The following is a 15,354-nucleotide window of genomic DNA, read 5'->3' on the forward strand; positions in this document are numbered from 1 at the left end:
ACCCCATACATATTTTAGGTCTTTTTTTCTGTAACAAACCTGCCATCCATGAATGCAGGAGGATCGAATCGGCAGATCGCAAAAAAGGTACATACAAAAGGAGACATGAACATGAACATCAAAAAATTTGCAAAACGAGCCACAGTTCTAACTTTTACGACTGCACTTCTGGCAGGGGGAGCGACTCAAGCCTTCGCGAAAGAAAATACCCAAAAACCTTACAAAGAAACGTACGGCGTCTCTCACATCACACGCCATGATATGCTGCAGATCCCTAAACAGCAGCAAAGTGAAAAATACCAAGTGCCTCAATTCGACCAATCAACAATTAAAAATATCGAGTCCGCAAAAGGACTGGATGTGTGGGACAGCTGGCCGCTCCAAAACGCTGACGGAACAGTAGCTGAATACAACGGCTATCACGTCGTGTTTGCTCTTGCCGGAAGCCCGAAAGACGCTGATGACACATCCATCTACATGTTTTATCAAAAAGTCGGCGACAACTCGATCGACAGCTGGAAAAACGCGGGCCGTGTCTTTAAAGACAGCGATAAGTTCGACGCCAACGATGAAATCCTGAAAGAACAGACACAAGAATGGTCCGGTTCTGCAACCTTTACATCTGACGGAAAAATCCGTTTATTCTACACTGACTTTTCCGGTACACATTACGGCAAACAAAGCCTGACAACGGCGCAGGTAAATGTGTCAAAATCTGATGACACGCTCAAGATCAACGGAGTGGAAGATCATAAAACGATTTTTGACGGTGACGGAAAAACATATCAAAACGTTCAGCAGTTTATCGATGAAGGGAACTATACATCCGGCGACAACCATACGCTGAGAGACCCTCACTACGTTGAAGACAAAGGCCATAAATACCTTGTATTCGAAGCCAACACTGGAACAGATAACGGATACCAAGGCGAAGAATCTTTATTTAACAAAGCGTACTACGGCGGCAGCACAAACTTCTTCCGTAAAGAAAGTCAGAAGCTTCAGCAAAGTGCTAAAAAACGCGATGCTGAATTAGCGAACGGCGCCCTCGGTATCGTAGAATTAAACAATGACTACACATTGAAAAAAGTCATGAAGCCGCTGATCACTTCAAACACGGTAACTGATGAAATCGAGCGCGCGAATGTTTTCAAAATGAACGGCAAATGGTACCTGTTCACTGATTCACGCGGTTCAAAAATGACGATCGACGGTATTAACTCCAACGATATCTACATGCTTGGTTATGTATCAAACTCTTTAACAGGTCCTTACAAGCCGCTGAACAAAACTGGTCTTGTACTGCAAATGGGTCTTGATCCTAACGATGTAACGTTCACTTACTCTCACTTCGCAGTGCCGCAAGCCAAAGGCAACAATGTCGTGATCACAAGCTACATGACAAACAGAGGCTTCTTTGAGGATAAAAAGGCAACATTTGCGCCAAGCTTCTTAATGAACATCAAAGGCAAGAAAACATCCGTTGTTAAAAACAGCATCCTTGAACAAGGACAGCTTACGGTTAACAACTAATAACAACAAAAAGAAAATGCCGATACTTCATTGGCATTTTCTTTTATTTCTCAACAAGATGGTGAACTCAATCATGGCACGAAAATGGCCCGTTGTAATATTGATCTTTTTGGGTGCGTTCCTGTTTGTCGGCTTACTGCCGAACAAAAGCCACAATTCCTCTGACACAAACACGGAGCATAAGAAAGATTACCGTGCGGCGTATCATTTTACGACCCCGGACAAATGGAAAAACGACCCTCAAAAGCCCATTTTTTTCGAGGGGAAATATCATTACTACTATCTTTATAATCGGGATTACCCGAACGGCAACGGCACAGAATGGCGGCACGCCGTATCAGAGGACTTGGTGCACTGGACGGACGAAGGCACGGCTATTCCGAAATACACCAACGAAAACGGCGATATATGGTCCGGTTCTGTCGTCATTGATAAACACAACACCGCGGGCTTCGGCAAAAACGCGCTGGTCGCCGTCACAACGCAGCCGACAGCTAAAACAAAAGCCCAGGAACAATATTTATGGTACAGCACGGACAAAGGAAAAACGTTTACTTCCTATAGTGATCAGCCCGTGATGAAAAATCCGGGAACTAAGGATTTCCGGGACCCGAAAGTGATCTGGGATGAACAGGATGACAAATGGGTGATGGCCATGGCCGAAGGCGAAAAAATCGGTTTTTATGAATCACCCGATTTAAAAAATTGGAAATACACGGGCGGTTTTATCACTCAGCAGATCGGCCTCGTCGAATGCCCCGACCTTTATATGATGCGTGCAGATGACGGAACAGCCAAGTGGGTTCTGGGCGCAAGCGCAAACGGCAAACCCGCAGGCAAACCGAATACGTACGCGTATTGGACCGGAAACTTTGACGGGAAGGAATTTACCGCCGATCAAGAAGAACCGCAATGGCTCGATTACGGCTTTGACTGGTACGGCGGCGTCACATTTGAGGACGGTAATAGCGAAGATCCTCTGACAAAACGCTATGCGCTGGCATGGATGAACAATTGGGATTATCCGAATGAAACACCGACACTAAAAAACGGCTTTAACGGCACGGATTCTATCGTCCGTGAAATCCGCCTTCAGCAGCAGGACGGCGGCACATACAGCCTAGTGTCAGAGCCGGTTGAAGCATTGAACCAATTAACCTCTTCAACTGACAGCATAGAACACAAACAGGTGAACGGTTCAGAGACACTGCCGATCAAAGGTGATACATATCAGCTTGATATGGATATCGCTTGGTCAGATATCAAAAATGCAGGTGTCAGACTCAGAGAATCAGCAGACCAAAGTCGGCATATCGATGTCGGTATTTCGGCAGAAGACGGCTATGCCTATGTGAACAGATCGTTTACAGACCAGCCTGATAAAACCGGTGCATACGCCGAAAGCAAAGCCCCATTTGACGGAAACAAAGGGCGCGTCCATCTGAAAATTCTCGTGGATAAAACAAGTATTGAAGTATTTGCAGACGACGGAAAAACCGTTTTGACAAATGAAGTGTTCCCAAAACACGAAGATCAGGGAATCACGCTCTTTTCTGAAGGCGGCTCCGCTGACTTTCAGCATATTGAGATGAAGCATCTCGGTTCGATTCATTCTTAGACGTTCCTCTTCATTTCTAACCAGCGCCCGGACTGTGGTAAAATGCAAATATGTATACTACGATTCATGAGGTGTTCCATTGGATAATCAAAACAAAGAACCTGTGCTGAAAAGAACCATCATGCGGGACGAAGTGTATCGCACACTCAGAAACTGGATCATAACGGGCAAGCTCAAACCGGAAACAAAGTTAAAGGACAAGGATTTGTCGGAAACATTGGGAATCAGCCGCACCCCGATACGGGAAGCCTTATTGCGGCTGGAAGATGACGGCTTGGTGATAACAAAAGCGAACAGATGGACGCTTGTCGCTCCGATTGAGTTAAAAGAAGCGGAAAACTTGTATTCCATCGTCTGGACGCTTGAAAAACTCGCATTGCAGCAAGCTCTCCCGCATGTGGACGATGCCGTGATTCAGGAATTGAAACAGCTGAATGAAAATCTTCTTCAAACAATGAAAGACGGCGATAAACTGGCCATCCTGGAAGCGGACAATGCATTTCACCATCGCATCATTCTGCTTGCGGACAACGCCGAACTTCACAAATTGCTAGTAAGCCTGAAAGTCAAAATTCAGAGAATGGAAATCCGCTATTTCAGTGAAAACGGCGCTTTAAACAGATCATATAATGAACACTCTGATATCATTCACGCATTAGAACAGCAAGATGCCGCCGCTGCTTTTACAGCGCTTGAAGCGAATTGGAAAAAAAGTTTAGAACGGCTGCAGAACATGGCATAGCAAACGAAACAGCCAAATCACTCATATGATTTGGCTGTTTTACGGATATCACAAGACAGCCGCGTTGGCTGTCTTGTTTACTTTTTGTTTATATATAAATACATACCGTAATCCGTCGGCACAGAAGCATACCCCATCTGTCTGAGCATGGCTGTTATATTCCCGCGATGATACGTTCCGTGGTTCACAACATGGAGGATCATATCGGCCGCTGCGGTTTTCATGATGTCACCTGACGGATGCTCTATTTCAAGGGGGAGACTGATATTTTCTTCCTTTTGCAAAAATAATTGATATCGGTCTGATAATTCCAAAAACATATCTTCCAGCTCTTCTATCTCTTTAGACAAGATGTCCTCTTTTTGCTGTTCAGCTGATTTCAGCGTATCCTCCAGACGCTCTCCGGAGAACACATCAAACCACCCCTTATCCGACAGATACACATGAGTCAATACACCGGCTATCGACGGAAAGACACTTTGAATCTCCTTACGGTACACATCCTCCGGAAGCTCTTTAAGCCGGGTGAATATTTGCTGATTTGCCCAAAGATGATAATCATACAATTGCAGTGCCAGATGTCCCACATTACCCTCTCCTCTCTCGATATAGAACGTACGTTCCTCATTATACTACACTACATGCGGCTTTGTACCATCTTCTTCATTCGCAGCTGAGAAAATCCGATAAAAGCCGAAATTAATAAGAGGAGGCCTGCGCCAATATAAATAAACCGCACGCCGAATACATCCGAGATGACCCCCGTTCCGATAATGGAAAACATAAAAATAAACTGAACCAAAGCTGATCTCGCCGCTAATATATTGACCCGTGTCTTTTCGGTCGTGATGTTTTGAAGCAATGTTTCCTGCGTGAGATCTCGTAATACACAAGCCGGCCCCATACACAGCACCAGAAAAAGGGCCGTAACGGCGCTTGTGATCAACCCATAAATAAACGTGAACATTCCATATGCCAAGGCTCCCGTCAGCATAAGCGGAATGAGATGATGCTGAAACTGACCGGATAACTTATAGATGATCAGTCCGCCGATCATCGTCCCTGCATAATAGACTCCGTTGACATACCCCCACCAAGCCTCTCCTTTATGAAGGACGTCATGCACATAAGTCAAGGACACAGACCCGATCCATATCATGCCTGCCCACGATTCGATCACATCCATCACAATGAGAACCCTCAGCTGCTTTTGCCGAAATAAATACACCCAGCCGCTTGCCGCATCTGCAAAAAGGGAACGTTCCCTGACTGCTGCCGGCGCACACATGCGTACTTGAAGAAACAGAATGATGCCCAAAACCGAAGAAACCAATAACATGACAGTAACGATCATTGTATCGCTCTCTCCCAAGAACGCTATGATGACGCCGCCCAGAGACCACCCCGCAAACTGAACGGTCTGATCCGCCGCAGATAATAAACCGTTCGCTTTCGCCCTTCGATCGGGAGGAATGATTTCCCCAACCAGCGCGCTTTTAATCGGAGCAAACCATCCGTTGCAAAAAGAAATGCCTCCGATCAGACAAAACATCAGAAAAAAGAATGCGGATGAACCGGTTTGAATGACAAAAAACAAACAGACTAACAGTGTGATCTGTATCAATTGAGAACTGATTAACAAAGACCGAAGCGTGAACCGGCCGGTGACCAGCGGCAAAACGGCGCTGCCCAATACGCGACATACAATGCTGACGAACGTCATAAGAGAGGCCATCGCCGTCGAACCGGTTTTTGTAAACAAAAACAAGATGACGGCCATCGTATAAAGTGAGAACCCCAAGTTGATAGCGGTCTGGCTGTATAAAATAGTGTAATATGCCCTCTTCATATTCATCTTCTCACTCCCTGATTATGTAAATCATACCATATTTGCTGATCAGCTCTCTTTTTTTAAAAAAAGGTAGGTATGGAGTCAAAGCTGGCTGACATCGAAAATGTCATTAAGATTCCGGACAAAAACAAAAGCCGATGCGCGCAGGCATCGGCTTTCAAATTAACCTAAACATTATTTATCACCAAACGACTCAAGAACAAGCGACACAAAAGCTTCAGCGGCTGGAAGCTGCCATTTTTTCTTTTTGACCAGCATATGAGAATAAAGCCGCTCGAACGGCTCAGACTGCTGAAGAATTTTCAGCTTCCCCGCTTTTACCTCTTCTTTTACCGTAATATAAGGTAAAACGGAGAAACCGAGTCCGCTCATCACCGTCTGCTTAATGGCCTCTATACTCCACAGTTCCATTGTTTGTAAATGACTGATATCATGTTTGACGAGAAATCGTTCAAACATAGTCCGATAGCTGCATCCTTCTTCATTTGTAATAAAAAAGTGCTTGCCGCTTTGTTGATAGTCGTCAAAATGTTCCGGTGCGTCATTGCCCGCCACGAGGACGATGCGTTCCTCCAATAAAGAATGATGTATGCATTTTTCCATTTGTATCTCCGGATACACCATAAATGCAATATCCACACGGCCGCTTACTAATTCCACCTGATTCTGCCCGCATGTTCCGTTGCTCAATATGATATTGACGTTCGGATACTTCATGGAATATTCTCTGATAATCGGCCCCAGTCTGGAAATGGTCAAAGACTCCGGCGCCGCAATTTTTAAAACGCCCTTCACCTCGTGAATGCTTTGCATATTTTTGATCTTGTCATGGGCGGAAAGTAAATCCTCGGCTAACGGTATCAGCTCTCTCCCTAAAGGCGTCAGTTTCAGACGCCTTTTTTCGTACGTAAATAATGCGCCGCCGATCTCCTGTTCAAGCGCCTGAATATGAGTCGTAATCGTCGACTGCGTGTATCCCAGCTTCGCCGCGGCCCCTGTATAGCTTCCCTTATCTACAATGGCCTGAAATGTAATAAGATGTCTGATCTCCATATGAATTCACCTCTAAGATGTATCGAAAAAATCAATAATGCGATTTTATTTTTCAATTTTATTTATACCTATTCTTATCATACAATAAAAAACGGTTCCATCACATTAGCAAATGAAGGTGATTTAATGAGTATCATAGCTTTTCTTTCTTATGTCCTGATGACATCTATTACGCCCGGGCCGAGCAATATTTTAATGATGAATGAAGCGCGCAGAGCCGGCTTTATCGGTTCATGGCGTTTTAACGGCGGAATCCTGACGGGATTTGCAGTGCTCGGCATTCTCAGCGGTCTGTTTACCATGAGTGTCTATCATTGGATTCCCGTCGTGGAACCTTACTTTAAAATTGCCGGAGCCGTCTATTTGCTCTATTTGGCTTGGCAGATTTCGCTGCCCAAAACATCAAAAGGCGATTCTGAAAAAACCCGATCGTCTTTTCTATCGGGATTTCTGTTTCAAATGATCAATATAAAGAGTATTTTATTCTTTTTAACCTTAATGAGCGCTTTTATATTGCCATTTCAGCACACGTATCCATTGATTGCGTTCTGGCTCGCGTCGGCTATTCTCCTGGGCTGGGCGGCTTTACTGCTGTGGTCGGCGTTCGGCTCTGTTTTTAAACATCTCTTTGAGAAACACGATAAAGCGTTTCGCATCGTGATGTGTCTGCTGCTCATCTATTCTGCGGTAAGCATTTATCTGTAATTCAAAAAAGATAAACGCCTATTGGTGTTTATCTTTTTTTCGTTTCGTCAATAATCCCAGCCAGACTGAAACGGCTGCTGAAACGGCAGAAAGCGCCGTAATCATGACGGCAATGCCGCCCCAGCCGAATTGGTGATAGAAAGCACCGCTTGCAGTCCCCCCAATGCTCCCTCCCACATAATAGGAAAACAAATATAAGGCCGCGGCCTGTGCCTTATCGCGGACGGCCAGTTCGCCAACCCAGCTGCTGGAGATCGAATGGCCCGCAAAAAAGCCGAATGTGAAAATCGCAACTCCTAAAATCATGATCCCTATATCAGCAGATAAAGTAATGCAGACACCAATCATGACAATCACCAATGAGAATGGCAGGATTTTTCTTTTGCCGTATTTGTCTGCTAACATGCCCATCCACGTTGAACTGAACGTTCCGACAAGGTATACGAGAAAAATAAATCCGACTGCCGTTTGGCTTAGTGAATAAGGCGGCTTCATCAATTGAAAACCGATATAGTTATATAAAGATACAAAGCCGGCTTCCAATAAAAAACCGATGATCAAAAGGCAGCCGAAACCGGGCGTCCTGTATTGACGGTAAAATGAGGTGAAAATGTCGTTTCTTTTATATGTCCGGGGCGTAAAATGAGAAGAGGCAGGAAGGATCGTCCAGAAGATAATACTTGCCAGCAAACTGATGAGGCCGATCGTCAGCAAAGCCGTATGCCAGCTGAAGGAATCCGTCAGAAAGCCGCTGATGATGCGTCCCGTCATGCCGCCAATCGAATTTCCGCTGATATAAAGCCCCATTGCCATTCCCAAGCTGTCCGGCTCGATTTCTTCAGCTAAATAAGCCATTGCCGCGGCGGGAAGCCCCGCTAATGCGGCTCCCTGCAGCGCCCTGCAAACGACGAGCAGCTGAAAGTCCGAAACAAACCCTGTGAGAACGGCTAGGATGGATGCAGCAAATAATGACACGCCCATTATCTGCTTCCGCCCGTACATTTCTGATAAAAAACCGGCGAATACCAGACTGATGGCTAAAGCAATCGTTGCCGCTGATTGGCTTAAGCTTGAAACCGCCGGTGACAGGTGAAAATCGTTTGCGATATCAGGCAGCAGCGGCTGCGTTCCCCAAAGGATGGCAAACGTGCAAAATCCGCCAGCAAACAAAGCGAAGTTTACCTTTTTGAATTGAAGTGTGCCGCGGCGGATGTGAGTCATTTATCTTCCCCCTTTTCTGTTAAGCCGGGTTTGAATAAACGCTATAAAATTCTCCGCTGCCGGCGATAAATAGCCGTCTTTCCTCCAAGCCAAACCAATCTCTCTTTCACAGATCGGATTGGTGACACTGAGAAGTTTGACCTTTGTTTTATCAAAAACGTGCAAGTCAGGGATAAGAGACACCCCCAGTTTAGCGCCGACTAACCCGGAAGCTGTCACAATATCTTCTCCCTCAAATACGACATCCGGTGAAAATCCCGCTTTTTCACACAACTCTTTAATCATGCCGTGAAGAACATTTGTATCTTTAAAAGAGATAAACGGTTCATGCTCCGCCATTTTCAAATCAATTTCATCATATGAGGCGAGCGGATGTTCAGCAGAAACGGCTAAATATAACTCTTCTGTTAAAAGCGGCTGGCAGATCACCTCATCGTTTTCATCACGAAGCGAAGTCAATGCGATGTCCACTTCTCTTGACGTTAATTGCTCGATAATCTGCTGATTTGATGCTTGGGTCAACTGAAAATTGACATGAGGATACATGTGTTGAAACGAGCTGATCACATCCGGAACCATACTCATGCCAAGCGACGGCAAAAAAGACAATAAAATTGTGCCGCTGTTGGGATGTATTTCATTCCACACTTCCTGTTTACCGATTTCAATTTGTCTGATAGATTGTTCCACACGATGCAAAAACATTTTCCCGTACCGATTCAAATAAATATTCCTGCCTTTGCGATCAAAAAGCTGAACGCCCAGCTCGTCTTCAAGCTTTGAAATCGAACGGCTGAGAGCGGGCTGAGATATGGACAGCTGTTTTGCTGCCTGTGTAATATGCTGCACTTGCGCCACTGTCTGAAAATAATTAATCTGATGCCAATCCATTGATTGCCTCCGCTGATTTGTTATTTTCACTTATCATACGTTACCCGATCTATAACTTCTAATTGTTAGTTTGCATGAAACTGATGCATATAAGGAATGATTTTCAAAACAGAATAAAAAAAGAGGGCTTCCTTTCCGGAAGCCCTCTTTCCGTCTGCTACGCCAATAAAAGAAAAATAAGCGCTAAAACAGCCGGAAGTCCTTGTTTTACGATAATTGATTTGTTTGAAGTAAAGCCTCCGAAAATGGCCGCGATGACCACGCAGATGACGAAAAACATTTGAATCATATGGCCAATCGGATCAGCTCCGAGGATCAGCCCCCAAATGAGGCCGGCAGCCAGAAATCCATTATACAGACCCTGATTTGCAAACATGACCGCTACATTCCGATCACCTTCTAAATGCTTCGGCAATTTGAAGGACCGCTTAGCTGCCTTCGAATTGATAAAAAACATTTCAAGTATCATGATAAATATATGTTCTAAAGCTACAATTCCGACGAAAACAGCCGCAATCATGTCCACTGTCCCTCTCCTCTCAGCTTCACTTCAACCTTATTTCCATTGTGCGATTGTTTCGATAGGAAGACGGTAGGAAGCATATCCTTCGTCTGCCGCTTTTCCGATTGATAACAGCATGACCGGTACATAACGCTCTTTATCCATTCCGAAAACCTCGGCAATCTTTTCTTTATCGTAGCCGCCGATCGGGTTTGTGTCATAGCCGTGCGCGCGTGCCGTAAGCATCAGCTGCATGGAAACGAGTCCTCCGTCAATCAGAATCGTTTCACGGTTCACTTGCTCCGGAAGTTTTTCAAAATGCGCCGTCAACGCAGCGATTTGTCTGTCTTTTACTTCCTGCGGCATGTAGCCCAGTTCGACCGCTTTTGAATAAATTTCTTCTAAATAGTCATCACTGTTCATATCTGCGAAAACCGCGATCACCGCAGATGATGTGCTGACTTGTGTTTGGTTAAAGCTGGCAAGCGGCGCGAGTTTTTCTTTTCCTTCAGGGCTGTCAATGACGAGAAAACGCCACGGCTGCGCGTTGACTGAAGACGGCGCTGTCGTTGCTTCTTCCAGGATTTGAGTCATTTCTTCTTTGCTGATTTTAACAGCCGGATCATAATTCCGAATGGAACGGCGCCCTTTCATAATGTCCATAAAGTCGTTTGTTTTCAGTTCTGTTTTCATGTGTAAAACACTCCTATGCTTTCATATTTTCTATATTATTCTGCATCTGCGACAATACGTTTTTTAACATACTGCGTTCTTCCTCGCTGACACCGGCAAGCATTTCCTTTATGAAACGCTCCTTCTCCTTTTTGGAAGCCTCGATTCTCTCCCGCCCCTGTTCAGTAAGCCGGACAAGTATAATTCGGTTGTCCTCGGGCTTCCGCCTTCTTGTGACCATTTCTTTGGCTTCAAGCTGTTTCAAGTGTCTTGTCACGGCTGCGCCATCAATATTCACCTTTTTCTGAAGATCGCTTTGGCTGATCTCATCGACGTAAAAAAGCACGGCGAGAAGCTCAAGGCGGGATTGGCTGATTCCGGTGCACGCTTCAAACTTCGTGCCGATCACTTTATGCAGTGATTGGAGCTGATATAAAATCTCGCCTTCCTCTGAACAACATGCTGTCAAAACCCATCCCCACTTTCTTTTGCGCAATTAATTGACTAGTCAATGTTTGATATATCAATAATATACAGCCGTCATTCTATTTTTGCAAGTTTTTTCTCCTTTATTAAAAAAAGCTGCCGATTAACGGCAGCTCGCTTCTTAATGATTATGGACTTTTCTGAAATTACTGCCTTTTACTTCTGCGACATCATATACCGTCACAAAGGCTTGTTTATCAATGTCATTAATAATTTCTTTCAGTTTGGTTTCTTCCAAACGGTTGATGACACATGTGATTTCTTGGAATTTTTCATGAGAAAAACCGCCGTATGCTTCTTTATAAGTAGCGCTCCGGCCCAATTCTTCACGAATGGTCTCTACCATTAATGCAGGCTCATTGGTGATAATCTGAAATGTTTTAGAACCGCTTAAGCCTTCCTCAACCACATGAATCACCTTAGATGCAATGTAGTAAGCAATGACGGAAAGCAATGCGCCTTGCAGCCCAAATACAAAAGAAACAAAAATAAACACAAACATGTTTAAAAATAAAATGAGGTCGCTCGTGCCAAACGGCAATTTCCGTGACAGAAGCACAGCCAGCATATCAATTCCATCTAATGCGCCGCCGTTGCGCAATGCCAATCCCATTCCAAAGCCGAGAATAATCCCGCCGACAACGGTGATTAACAGGGTGTCTCCCTCAATGATAGCCGGTGTGTGGTGGAAAAAACTCGTGCCCGCGGCAAGTGAGACAATACCGATAATTGATAGAAACGCAAAACCTTTCCCGATTTGCTTATATCCTAACCAGACAAACGGTATATTGATCACCGCAATTAAGATCCCAAGAGGCAAATGAAACAGCTGTGAACCGACAATGCTCAGTCCGGTTACACCGCCGTCAGATACACTATTCGGAATCAATACGGTTTCCAGTCCATACGCGGCAATAATTCCGCCGATGATGACCATGATGGCCCGTACGATTGATTTCACTCTGAATTTCTTACGTCTTTGTTTTTCGATTGTACTCATATCATTCCCCGCTTCGATTATTTTTTCTTATTTAAATATACCATAATTGATACTTTTCGTTAAAAATAAGCCTATCGGCTAGTTGAAGCAGGAACCGAGGAAGGAGATGTCACAGATAACGTATCCATTTATGACTTTAATCATTCACAACGTAATCATTCACTAAAAGGAACTAATGACCATTAATAATCTCTTTTATTCCCCTTCTTCACATATTCCCAATCATGTTCTATATTTTTTCTCACCCGCTGAAGAAGGCTGAAAATGGTTTTTTTTTCCTCAGATGTAAAGCCGGACAGGGCCACCTCCGCAGAATGCTCTCCTTCTCTTTGCAATAACGGATAAACCTTTCTCCCTTTTTCAGTCGGAAACAGCTTTTTTATTTTTTTATTTTGATCATCAGGACGCTTTTCAATAAACCCCTGCATTTCCAATTTTTTGATTGCTCTCGCCGCTGTTGTTCGGTCGACTTTAATCATTTCCGCCACTTTTTCCTGTATCACTCCCGGGTTTTCACATATACGCACAAGATAGAGATACTGCCCTTTTGTTAAGTCTAATTCCTTAAATTCAATATTGCTGATGGAATCCAGTGCCCGTGCGATCATGCCGATTTCCCGCAAAATATCAGTCATATCTTTTCAAACCCCTCATTTTTTGTTGCATTTGCAATATAATTATTTTATCGTTACTTCTATAAGACCACAAGCAAGCCGTGCAGTCCAGACTAACATGTGAAAAGGATTGGTTGATTATGAAGATAAAAAGAATAACAACGGAAATTGATTTGCAAGTAGCGCTTGAGATTAGAAAAGCAGTATTCATTGAGGAACAGCAAGTACCTGAATCCGATGAATTTGATCAGTTCGATACGCTTCAGGAACAGTGCGGGCATGTCTTGGTTTATCATGAAAATCAGCCTGCCGGCACAGGACGCGTCCGCATTGTAAACCATACAGGCAAGCTCGAACGAATCTGCATCCTGAAGCCTTACCGCAAATACGGGTTGGGCAAAGTCATCATAAGCGAATTAGAAAACATGGTAAAAGAAAAAGGCATCACCCAATGTAAACTGCATGGACAAACACATGCGGAAGGCTTTTATCACAAACTGGGCTATCAGACAGATTCACCGGAATTTATGGAAGACGGCATCCCGCATGTCTTGATGACAAAAGAGCTGTGAGCTGTCACTGAATGAGCAGCCAAACGGCTGTATGAATTATTTACCGAAAGCCTTGTATAAAGGCTTTTTTTCATATTCTGAAACTCACAACTAAAAGGTATGTGTGCGCAGCCGGTGCTTGTCACAAATGACCGCCACAAAAAAATCAAAGCTGGAATAAAACTACCAATTTAAGCTTTTAATCTATTAAAAATTAACAGTTAAAGAGATTATAAAAAGGGAAGAAAATCTCAAATCATACAAGAAAGGCTGATTCTCTCTAATATGGACTGCTGACGCGTTACATTTTTTCTATCTTCACATATCTTTAATACTACGTACGTTATAAATAGATTCCAGGAGGAGATATGAAGTGGAAGAAACGAGTATGGAGCCATCACGGCTCTGCAAAGAATTTGCTAGAATTCTCAATTCAACGCCCAGTGTCGTAAATGGCGTATGTACGGCGACAAGATTTCGAAGCAACATTCATCCGGTGGTACTCGGAAGAAGAGCCGAGGCATTTCCTTTTATTCCTCAGGCCTTTTCATTTGAAAGCATGGACCGGGAAGGCAGAGCTTTATGTTTAGGTGAGACTGTTTTACTGCAAGAAGAAGTGAACCCGTTAATGAGTGAGCTGCGCAAATTCGGTATCATCGTAACTGCCGTTCATAACCATTGGCTGTTTGATAAACCGCGTCTGATGTTTATGCATTTTGAATCAATTGATAAACCTCTCAATTTTGCAAGAAAAGTGAGAGAGGCCCTGAGAGTTCTAACTACTAAAACTGTGCGTGCGGTACCAAAAACTGACGGGGAAATGATTGAACGGCATGGTCTTTGTGACGAATTCAACGATATTCTAGGCGGAACCATGCATACGTTTGAAAATGGAATTTGTACAGTAATGAGATCACGAACGAATATAAAACCAGTAGTACTGGGACGGCCTGGAAGATCATTTTTGCTCATTCCGCAAATGTTTTCATTTGAATCAATGACAAAAGACGGCCGTGCTCTTTGCAGCGGAGAAACTGTCATTCTGCAAAAAGAAATCAATCCATTTATCAGCGTTCTTCGGAAACATGATCTGATTGTAACGTCACTTCACAATCACTGGCTGTTTGATAAACCGAGACTGATGTATATTCATTTCGAAGCGATTGATAAACCTGTCAACTTCGCCTTAAAAGTGAGAGATGCTTTAAAAGTGCTTACTGATAAAGAGGTCAAAGCTTAGCATGTTTCGAAGTATCAAAAAGCGATTAATATAATCGCTTTTACATATGATCAACCGAAAAACAAAAAAGAGGTCAGACATTTTAATGTTAAAAAACAGCCTTATAGGCTGTCGTTTTGTGTATATTCTATTGATGAGTTTATACTAATTCAACCCGCATTCCATACAAGCTCTTTATTTCTCAATGGTTTTCTACATGTCGTTGTGCAAACACCTTCTTAGCCACTGAAAGAGCATTAAGTACACGCGGGAATCCTGTATAAGGAACCAATTGGGTGATACTCTCTACAATCTCAGTCGGTGTTAATCCGGATGTAAGCCCTGTATTGATATGAAGTTCAAGCTGCGGCTCGGTTCCTTGCGTTACAAGGGATGAAATGGTAACAAGCGCACGTTGTTGATTGGTTAATCCCGGCCGTGAATATATATCTCCATAAGCAAATTCTATCATGTACTTACTTACATCTGGGGCGATATCTTTCAAGTCTTCAGAAATCTTTAAATGCGTAGAGATTTTATCATCGCTTGTTAAAGTGTACTCCATTAATTTGTCTAAACCTTGTTGGTAACGGCTTTGATCCATTTGAATTTCCTCCTGAAAAGTACTTATTTTCTGACATAAGATAATATATCGCAGCCCTCTCTAACCGTAAAATACATAAAAACTATAAAAA

The 15,354-nt window shown here is 43.6% G+C and carries 17 protein-coding genes; 6 read left to right on the forward strand and 11 right to left on the reverse strand.

Going from position 1 to position 15,354, the window contains the following annotated elements; translation table 11 throughout:
- Nucleotides 1-111 precede the first annotated feature (111 nt).
- The 3 genes from JNUCC21_RS21110 to JNUCC21_RS21120 all read left to right on the forward strand — a co-directional run bounded on the left by JNUCC21_RS21110 (nt 112) and on the right by JNUCC21_RS21120 (nt 3,893).
- The gene (locus JNUCC21_RS21110) at nt 112-1,533 is read left to right on the forward strand and encodes a glycoside hydrolase family 68 protein (RefSeq protein WP_039063877.1); all 1,422 of its coding nucleotides are present in this window, start codon (nt 112-114) and stop codon (nt 1,531-1,533) included.
- 61 nt (nt 1,534-1,594) lie between these two features.
- A complete protein-coding gene (locus tag JNUCC21_RS21115; protein WP_123912822.1) occupies nt 1,595-3,151 on the forward strand; it encodes a glycoside hydrolase family 32 protein in 1,557 nt (518 codons plus the stop codon).
- Nucleotides 3,152-3,230: 79 nt separating this feature from the next.
- The gene (locus JNUCC21_RS21120; RefSeq protein WP_069006969.1) at nt 3,231-3,893 is read left to right on the forward strand and encodes a GntR family transcriptional regulator; all 663 of its coding nucleotides are present in this window, start codon (nt 3,231-3,233) and stop codon (nt 3,891-3,893) included.
- Between the two features lie 77 nt (nt 3,894-3,970).
- Here JNUCC21_RS21120 and JNUCC21_RS21125 read toward each other — a convergent pair whose 3' ends face one another.
- From JNUCC21_RS21125 to JNUCC21_RS21135, 3 genes are all read right to left on the reverse strand, one after another.
- Nucleotides 3,971-4,480 carry a DinB family protein gene (locus tag JNUCC21_RS21125; protein ID WP_012118912.1) on the reverse strand — a complete coding sequence of 170 codons (510 nt, stop codon included), beginning with the start codon at nt 4,478-4,480 and terminating at the stop codon, nt 3,971-3,973.
- Nucleotides 4,481-4,530: 50 nt separating this feature from the next.
- A complete protein-coding gene (locus tag JNUCC21_RS21130) occupies nt 4,531-5,748 on the reverse strand; it encodes an MFS transporter (RefSeq protein ID WP_069006968.1) in 1,218 nt (405 codons plus the stop codon).
- A gap of 171 nt (nt 5,749-5,919) precedes the next feature.
- Complete coding sequence (locus tag JNUCC21_RS21135) at nt 5,920-6,798, reverse strand: LysR family transcriptional regulator (RefSeq protein ID WP_043020847.1); 879 nt, start codon at nt 6,796-6,798, stop codon at nt 5,920-5,922.
- A 126-nt stretch (nt 6,799-6,924) separates the two neighbouring features.
- Between JNUCC21_RS21135 and JNUCC21_RS21140 the strand changes: the two genes are divergently transcribed.
- Nucleotides 6,925-7,503 (forward strand): LysE family translocator, encoded by a 579-nt coding sequence (locus tag JNUCC21_RS21140; protein WP_012118916.1) that lies wholly within the window; start codon nt 6,925-6,927, stop codon nt 7,501-7,503.
- An 18-nt stretch (nt 7,504-7,521) separates the two neighbouring features.
- Here the strand turns inward: JNUCC21_RS21140 and JNUCC21_RS21145 are convergent, their stop codons facing one another.
- From JNUCC21_RS21145 to JNUCC21_RS21175, 7 genes are all read right to left on the reverse strand, one after another.
- A complete protein-coding gene (locus JNUCC21_RS21145; protein WP_043020846.1) occupies nt 7,522-8,724 on the reverse strand; it encodes an MFS transporter in 1,203 nt (400 codons plus the stop codon).
- On the reverse strand, nt 8,725-9,615 hold the full coding sequence (locus JNUCC21_RS21150; protein WP_052828053.1) for a LysR family transcriptional regulator: 891 nt from the start codon (nt 9,613-9,615) through the stop codon (nt 8,725-8,727).
- Nucleotides 9,616-9,772: 157 nt separating this feature from the next.
- On the reverse strand, nt 9,773-10,141 hold the full coding sequence (locus JNUCC21_RS21155; RefSeq protein WP_038464539.1) for a DUF1304 domain-containing protein: 369 nt from the start codon (nt 10,139-10,141) through the stop codon (nt 9,773-9,775).
- Nucleotides 10,142-10,171: 30 nt separating this feature from the next.
- On the reverse strand, nt 10,172-10,810 hold the full coding sequence (locus tag JNUCC21_RS21160) for a nitroreductase family protein (RefSeq protein ID WP_004393039.1): 639 nt from the start codon (nt 10,808-10,810) through the stop codon (nt 10,172-10,174).
- A 13-nt stretch (nt 10,811-10,823) separates the two neighbouring features.
- Nucleotides 10,824-11,285 carry a MarR family winged helix-turn-helix transcriptional regulator gene (locus JNUCC21_RS21165; protein WP_169510223.1) on the reverse strand — a complete coding sequence of 154 codons (462 nt, stop codon included), beginning with the start codon at nt 11,283-11,285 and terminating at the stop codon, nt 10,824-10,826.
- Between the two features lie 111 nt (nt 11,286-11,396).
- A complete protein-coding gene (locus JNUCC21_RS21170; protein WP_012118921.1) occupies nt 11,397-12,275 on the reverse strand; it encodes a YitT family protein in 879 nt (292 codons plus the stop codon).
- A 182-nt stretch (nt 12,276-12,457) separates the two neighbouring features.
- Complete coding sequence (locus JNUCC21_RS21175) at nt 12,458-12,910, reverse strand: MarR family winged helix-turn-helix transcriptional regulator (RefSeq protein ID WP_150941550.1); 453 nt, start codon at nt 12,908-12,910, stop codon at nt 12,458-12,460.
- Between the two features lie 119 nt (nt 12,911-13,029).
- On the opposite strand from JNUCC21_RS21175, the gene JNUCC21_RS21180 reads away from it, so the two are divergent.
- Both JNUCC21_RS21180 and JNUCC21_RS21185 read left to right on the forward strand, forming a co-directional pair.
- On the forward strand, nt 13,030-13,461 hold the full coding sequence (locus JNUCC21_RS21180) for a GNAT family N-acetyltransferase (RefSeq protein ID WP_369878473.1): 432 nt from the start codon (nt 13,030-13,032) through the stop codon (nt 13,459-13,461).
- Between the two features lie 352 nt (nt 13,462-13,813).
- Entirely contained in the window at nt 13,814-14,680 is an 867-nt protein-coding gene (locus tag JNUCC21_RS21185) for a DUF1259 domain-containing protein (protein WP_012118923.1), read from the forward strand.
- Nucleotides 14,681-14,861: 181 nt separating this feature from the next.
- On the opposite strand, the gene JNUCC21_RS21190 is transcribed toward JNUCC21_RS21185, so the two are convergent.
- Complete coding sequence (locus JNUCC21_RS21190) at nt 14,862-15,263, reverse strand: carboxymuconolactone decarboxylase family protein (RefSeq protein WP_007409882.1); 402 nt, start codon at nt 15,261-15,263, stop codon at nt 14,862-14,864.
- Between the last annotated feature and the right edge of the window lie 91 nt (nt 15,264-15,354).

This window comes from Bacillus sp. JNUCC-21 (assembly GCF_041222765.1).
Taxonomy (GTDB): Bacteria; Bacillota; Bacilli; order Bacillales; family Bacillaceae; genus Bacillus; species Bacillus velezensis.

Coding starts and splice junctions, on each gene's coding strand:
- JNUCC21_RS21110 (WP_039063877.1), top strand. CDS start 112: ATGAACATCAAAAAATTTGCAAAACGAGCCACAGTTCTAACTTTTACG.
- JNUCC21_RS21130 (WP_069006968.1), bottom strand. CDS start 5,748: ATGAATATGAAGAGGGCATATTACACTATTTTATACAGCCAGACCGCT.
- JNUCC21_RS21135 (WP_043020847.1), bottom strand. CDS start 6,798: ATGGAGATCAGACATCTTATTACATTTCAGGCCATTGTAGATAAGGGA.
- JNUCC21_RS21140 (WP_012118916.1), top strand. CDS start 6,925: ATGAGTATCATAGCTTTTCTTTCTTATGTCCTGATGACATCTATTACG.
- JNUCC21_RS21145 (WP_043020846.1), bottom strand. CDS start 8,724: ATGACTCACATCCGCCGCGGCACACTTCAATTCAAAAAGGTAAACTTC.
- JNUCC21_RS21150 (WP_052828053.1), bottom strand. CDS start 9,615: ATGGATTGGCATCAGATTAATTATTTTCAGACAGTGGCGCAAGTGCAG.
- JNUCC21_RS21160 (WP_004393039.1), bottom strand. CDS start 10,810: ATGAAAACAGAACTGAAAACAAACGACTTTATGGACATTATGAAAGGG.
- JNUCC21_RS21170 (WP_012118921.1), bottom strand. CDS start 12,275: ATGAGTACAATCGAAAAACAAAGACGTAAGAAATTCAGAGTGAAATCA.
- JNUCC21_RS21175 (WP_150941550.1), bottom strand. CDS start 12,910: ATGACTGATATTTTGCGGGAAATCGGCATGATCGCACGGGCACTGGAT.
- JNUCC21_RS21180 (WP_369878473.1), top strand. CDS start 13,030: ATGAAGATAAAAAGAATAACAACGGAAATTGATTTGCAAGTAGCGCTT.
- JNUCC21_RS21190 (WP_007409882.1), bottom strand. CDS start 15,263: ATGGATCAAAGCCGTTACCAACAAGGTTTAGACAAATTAATGGAGTAC.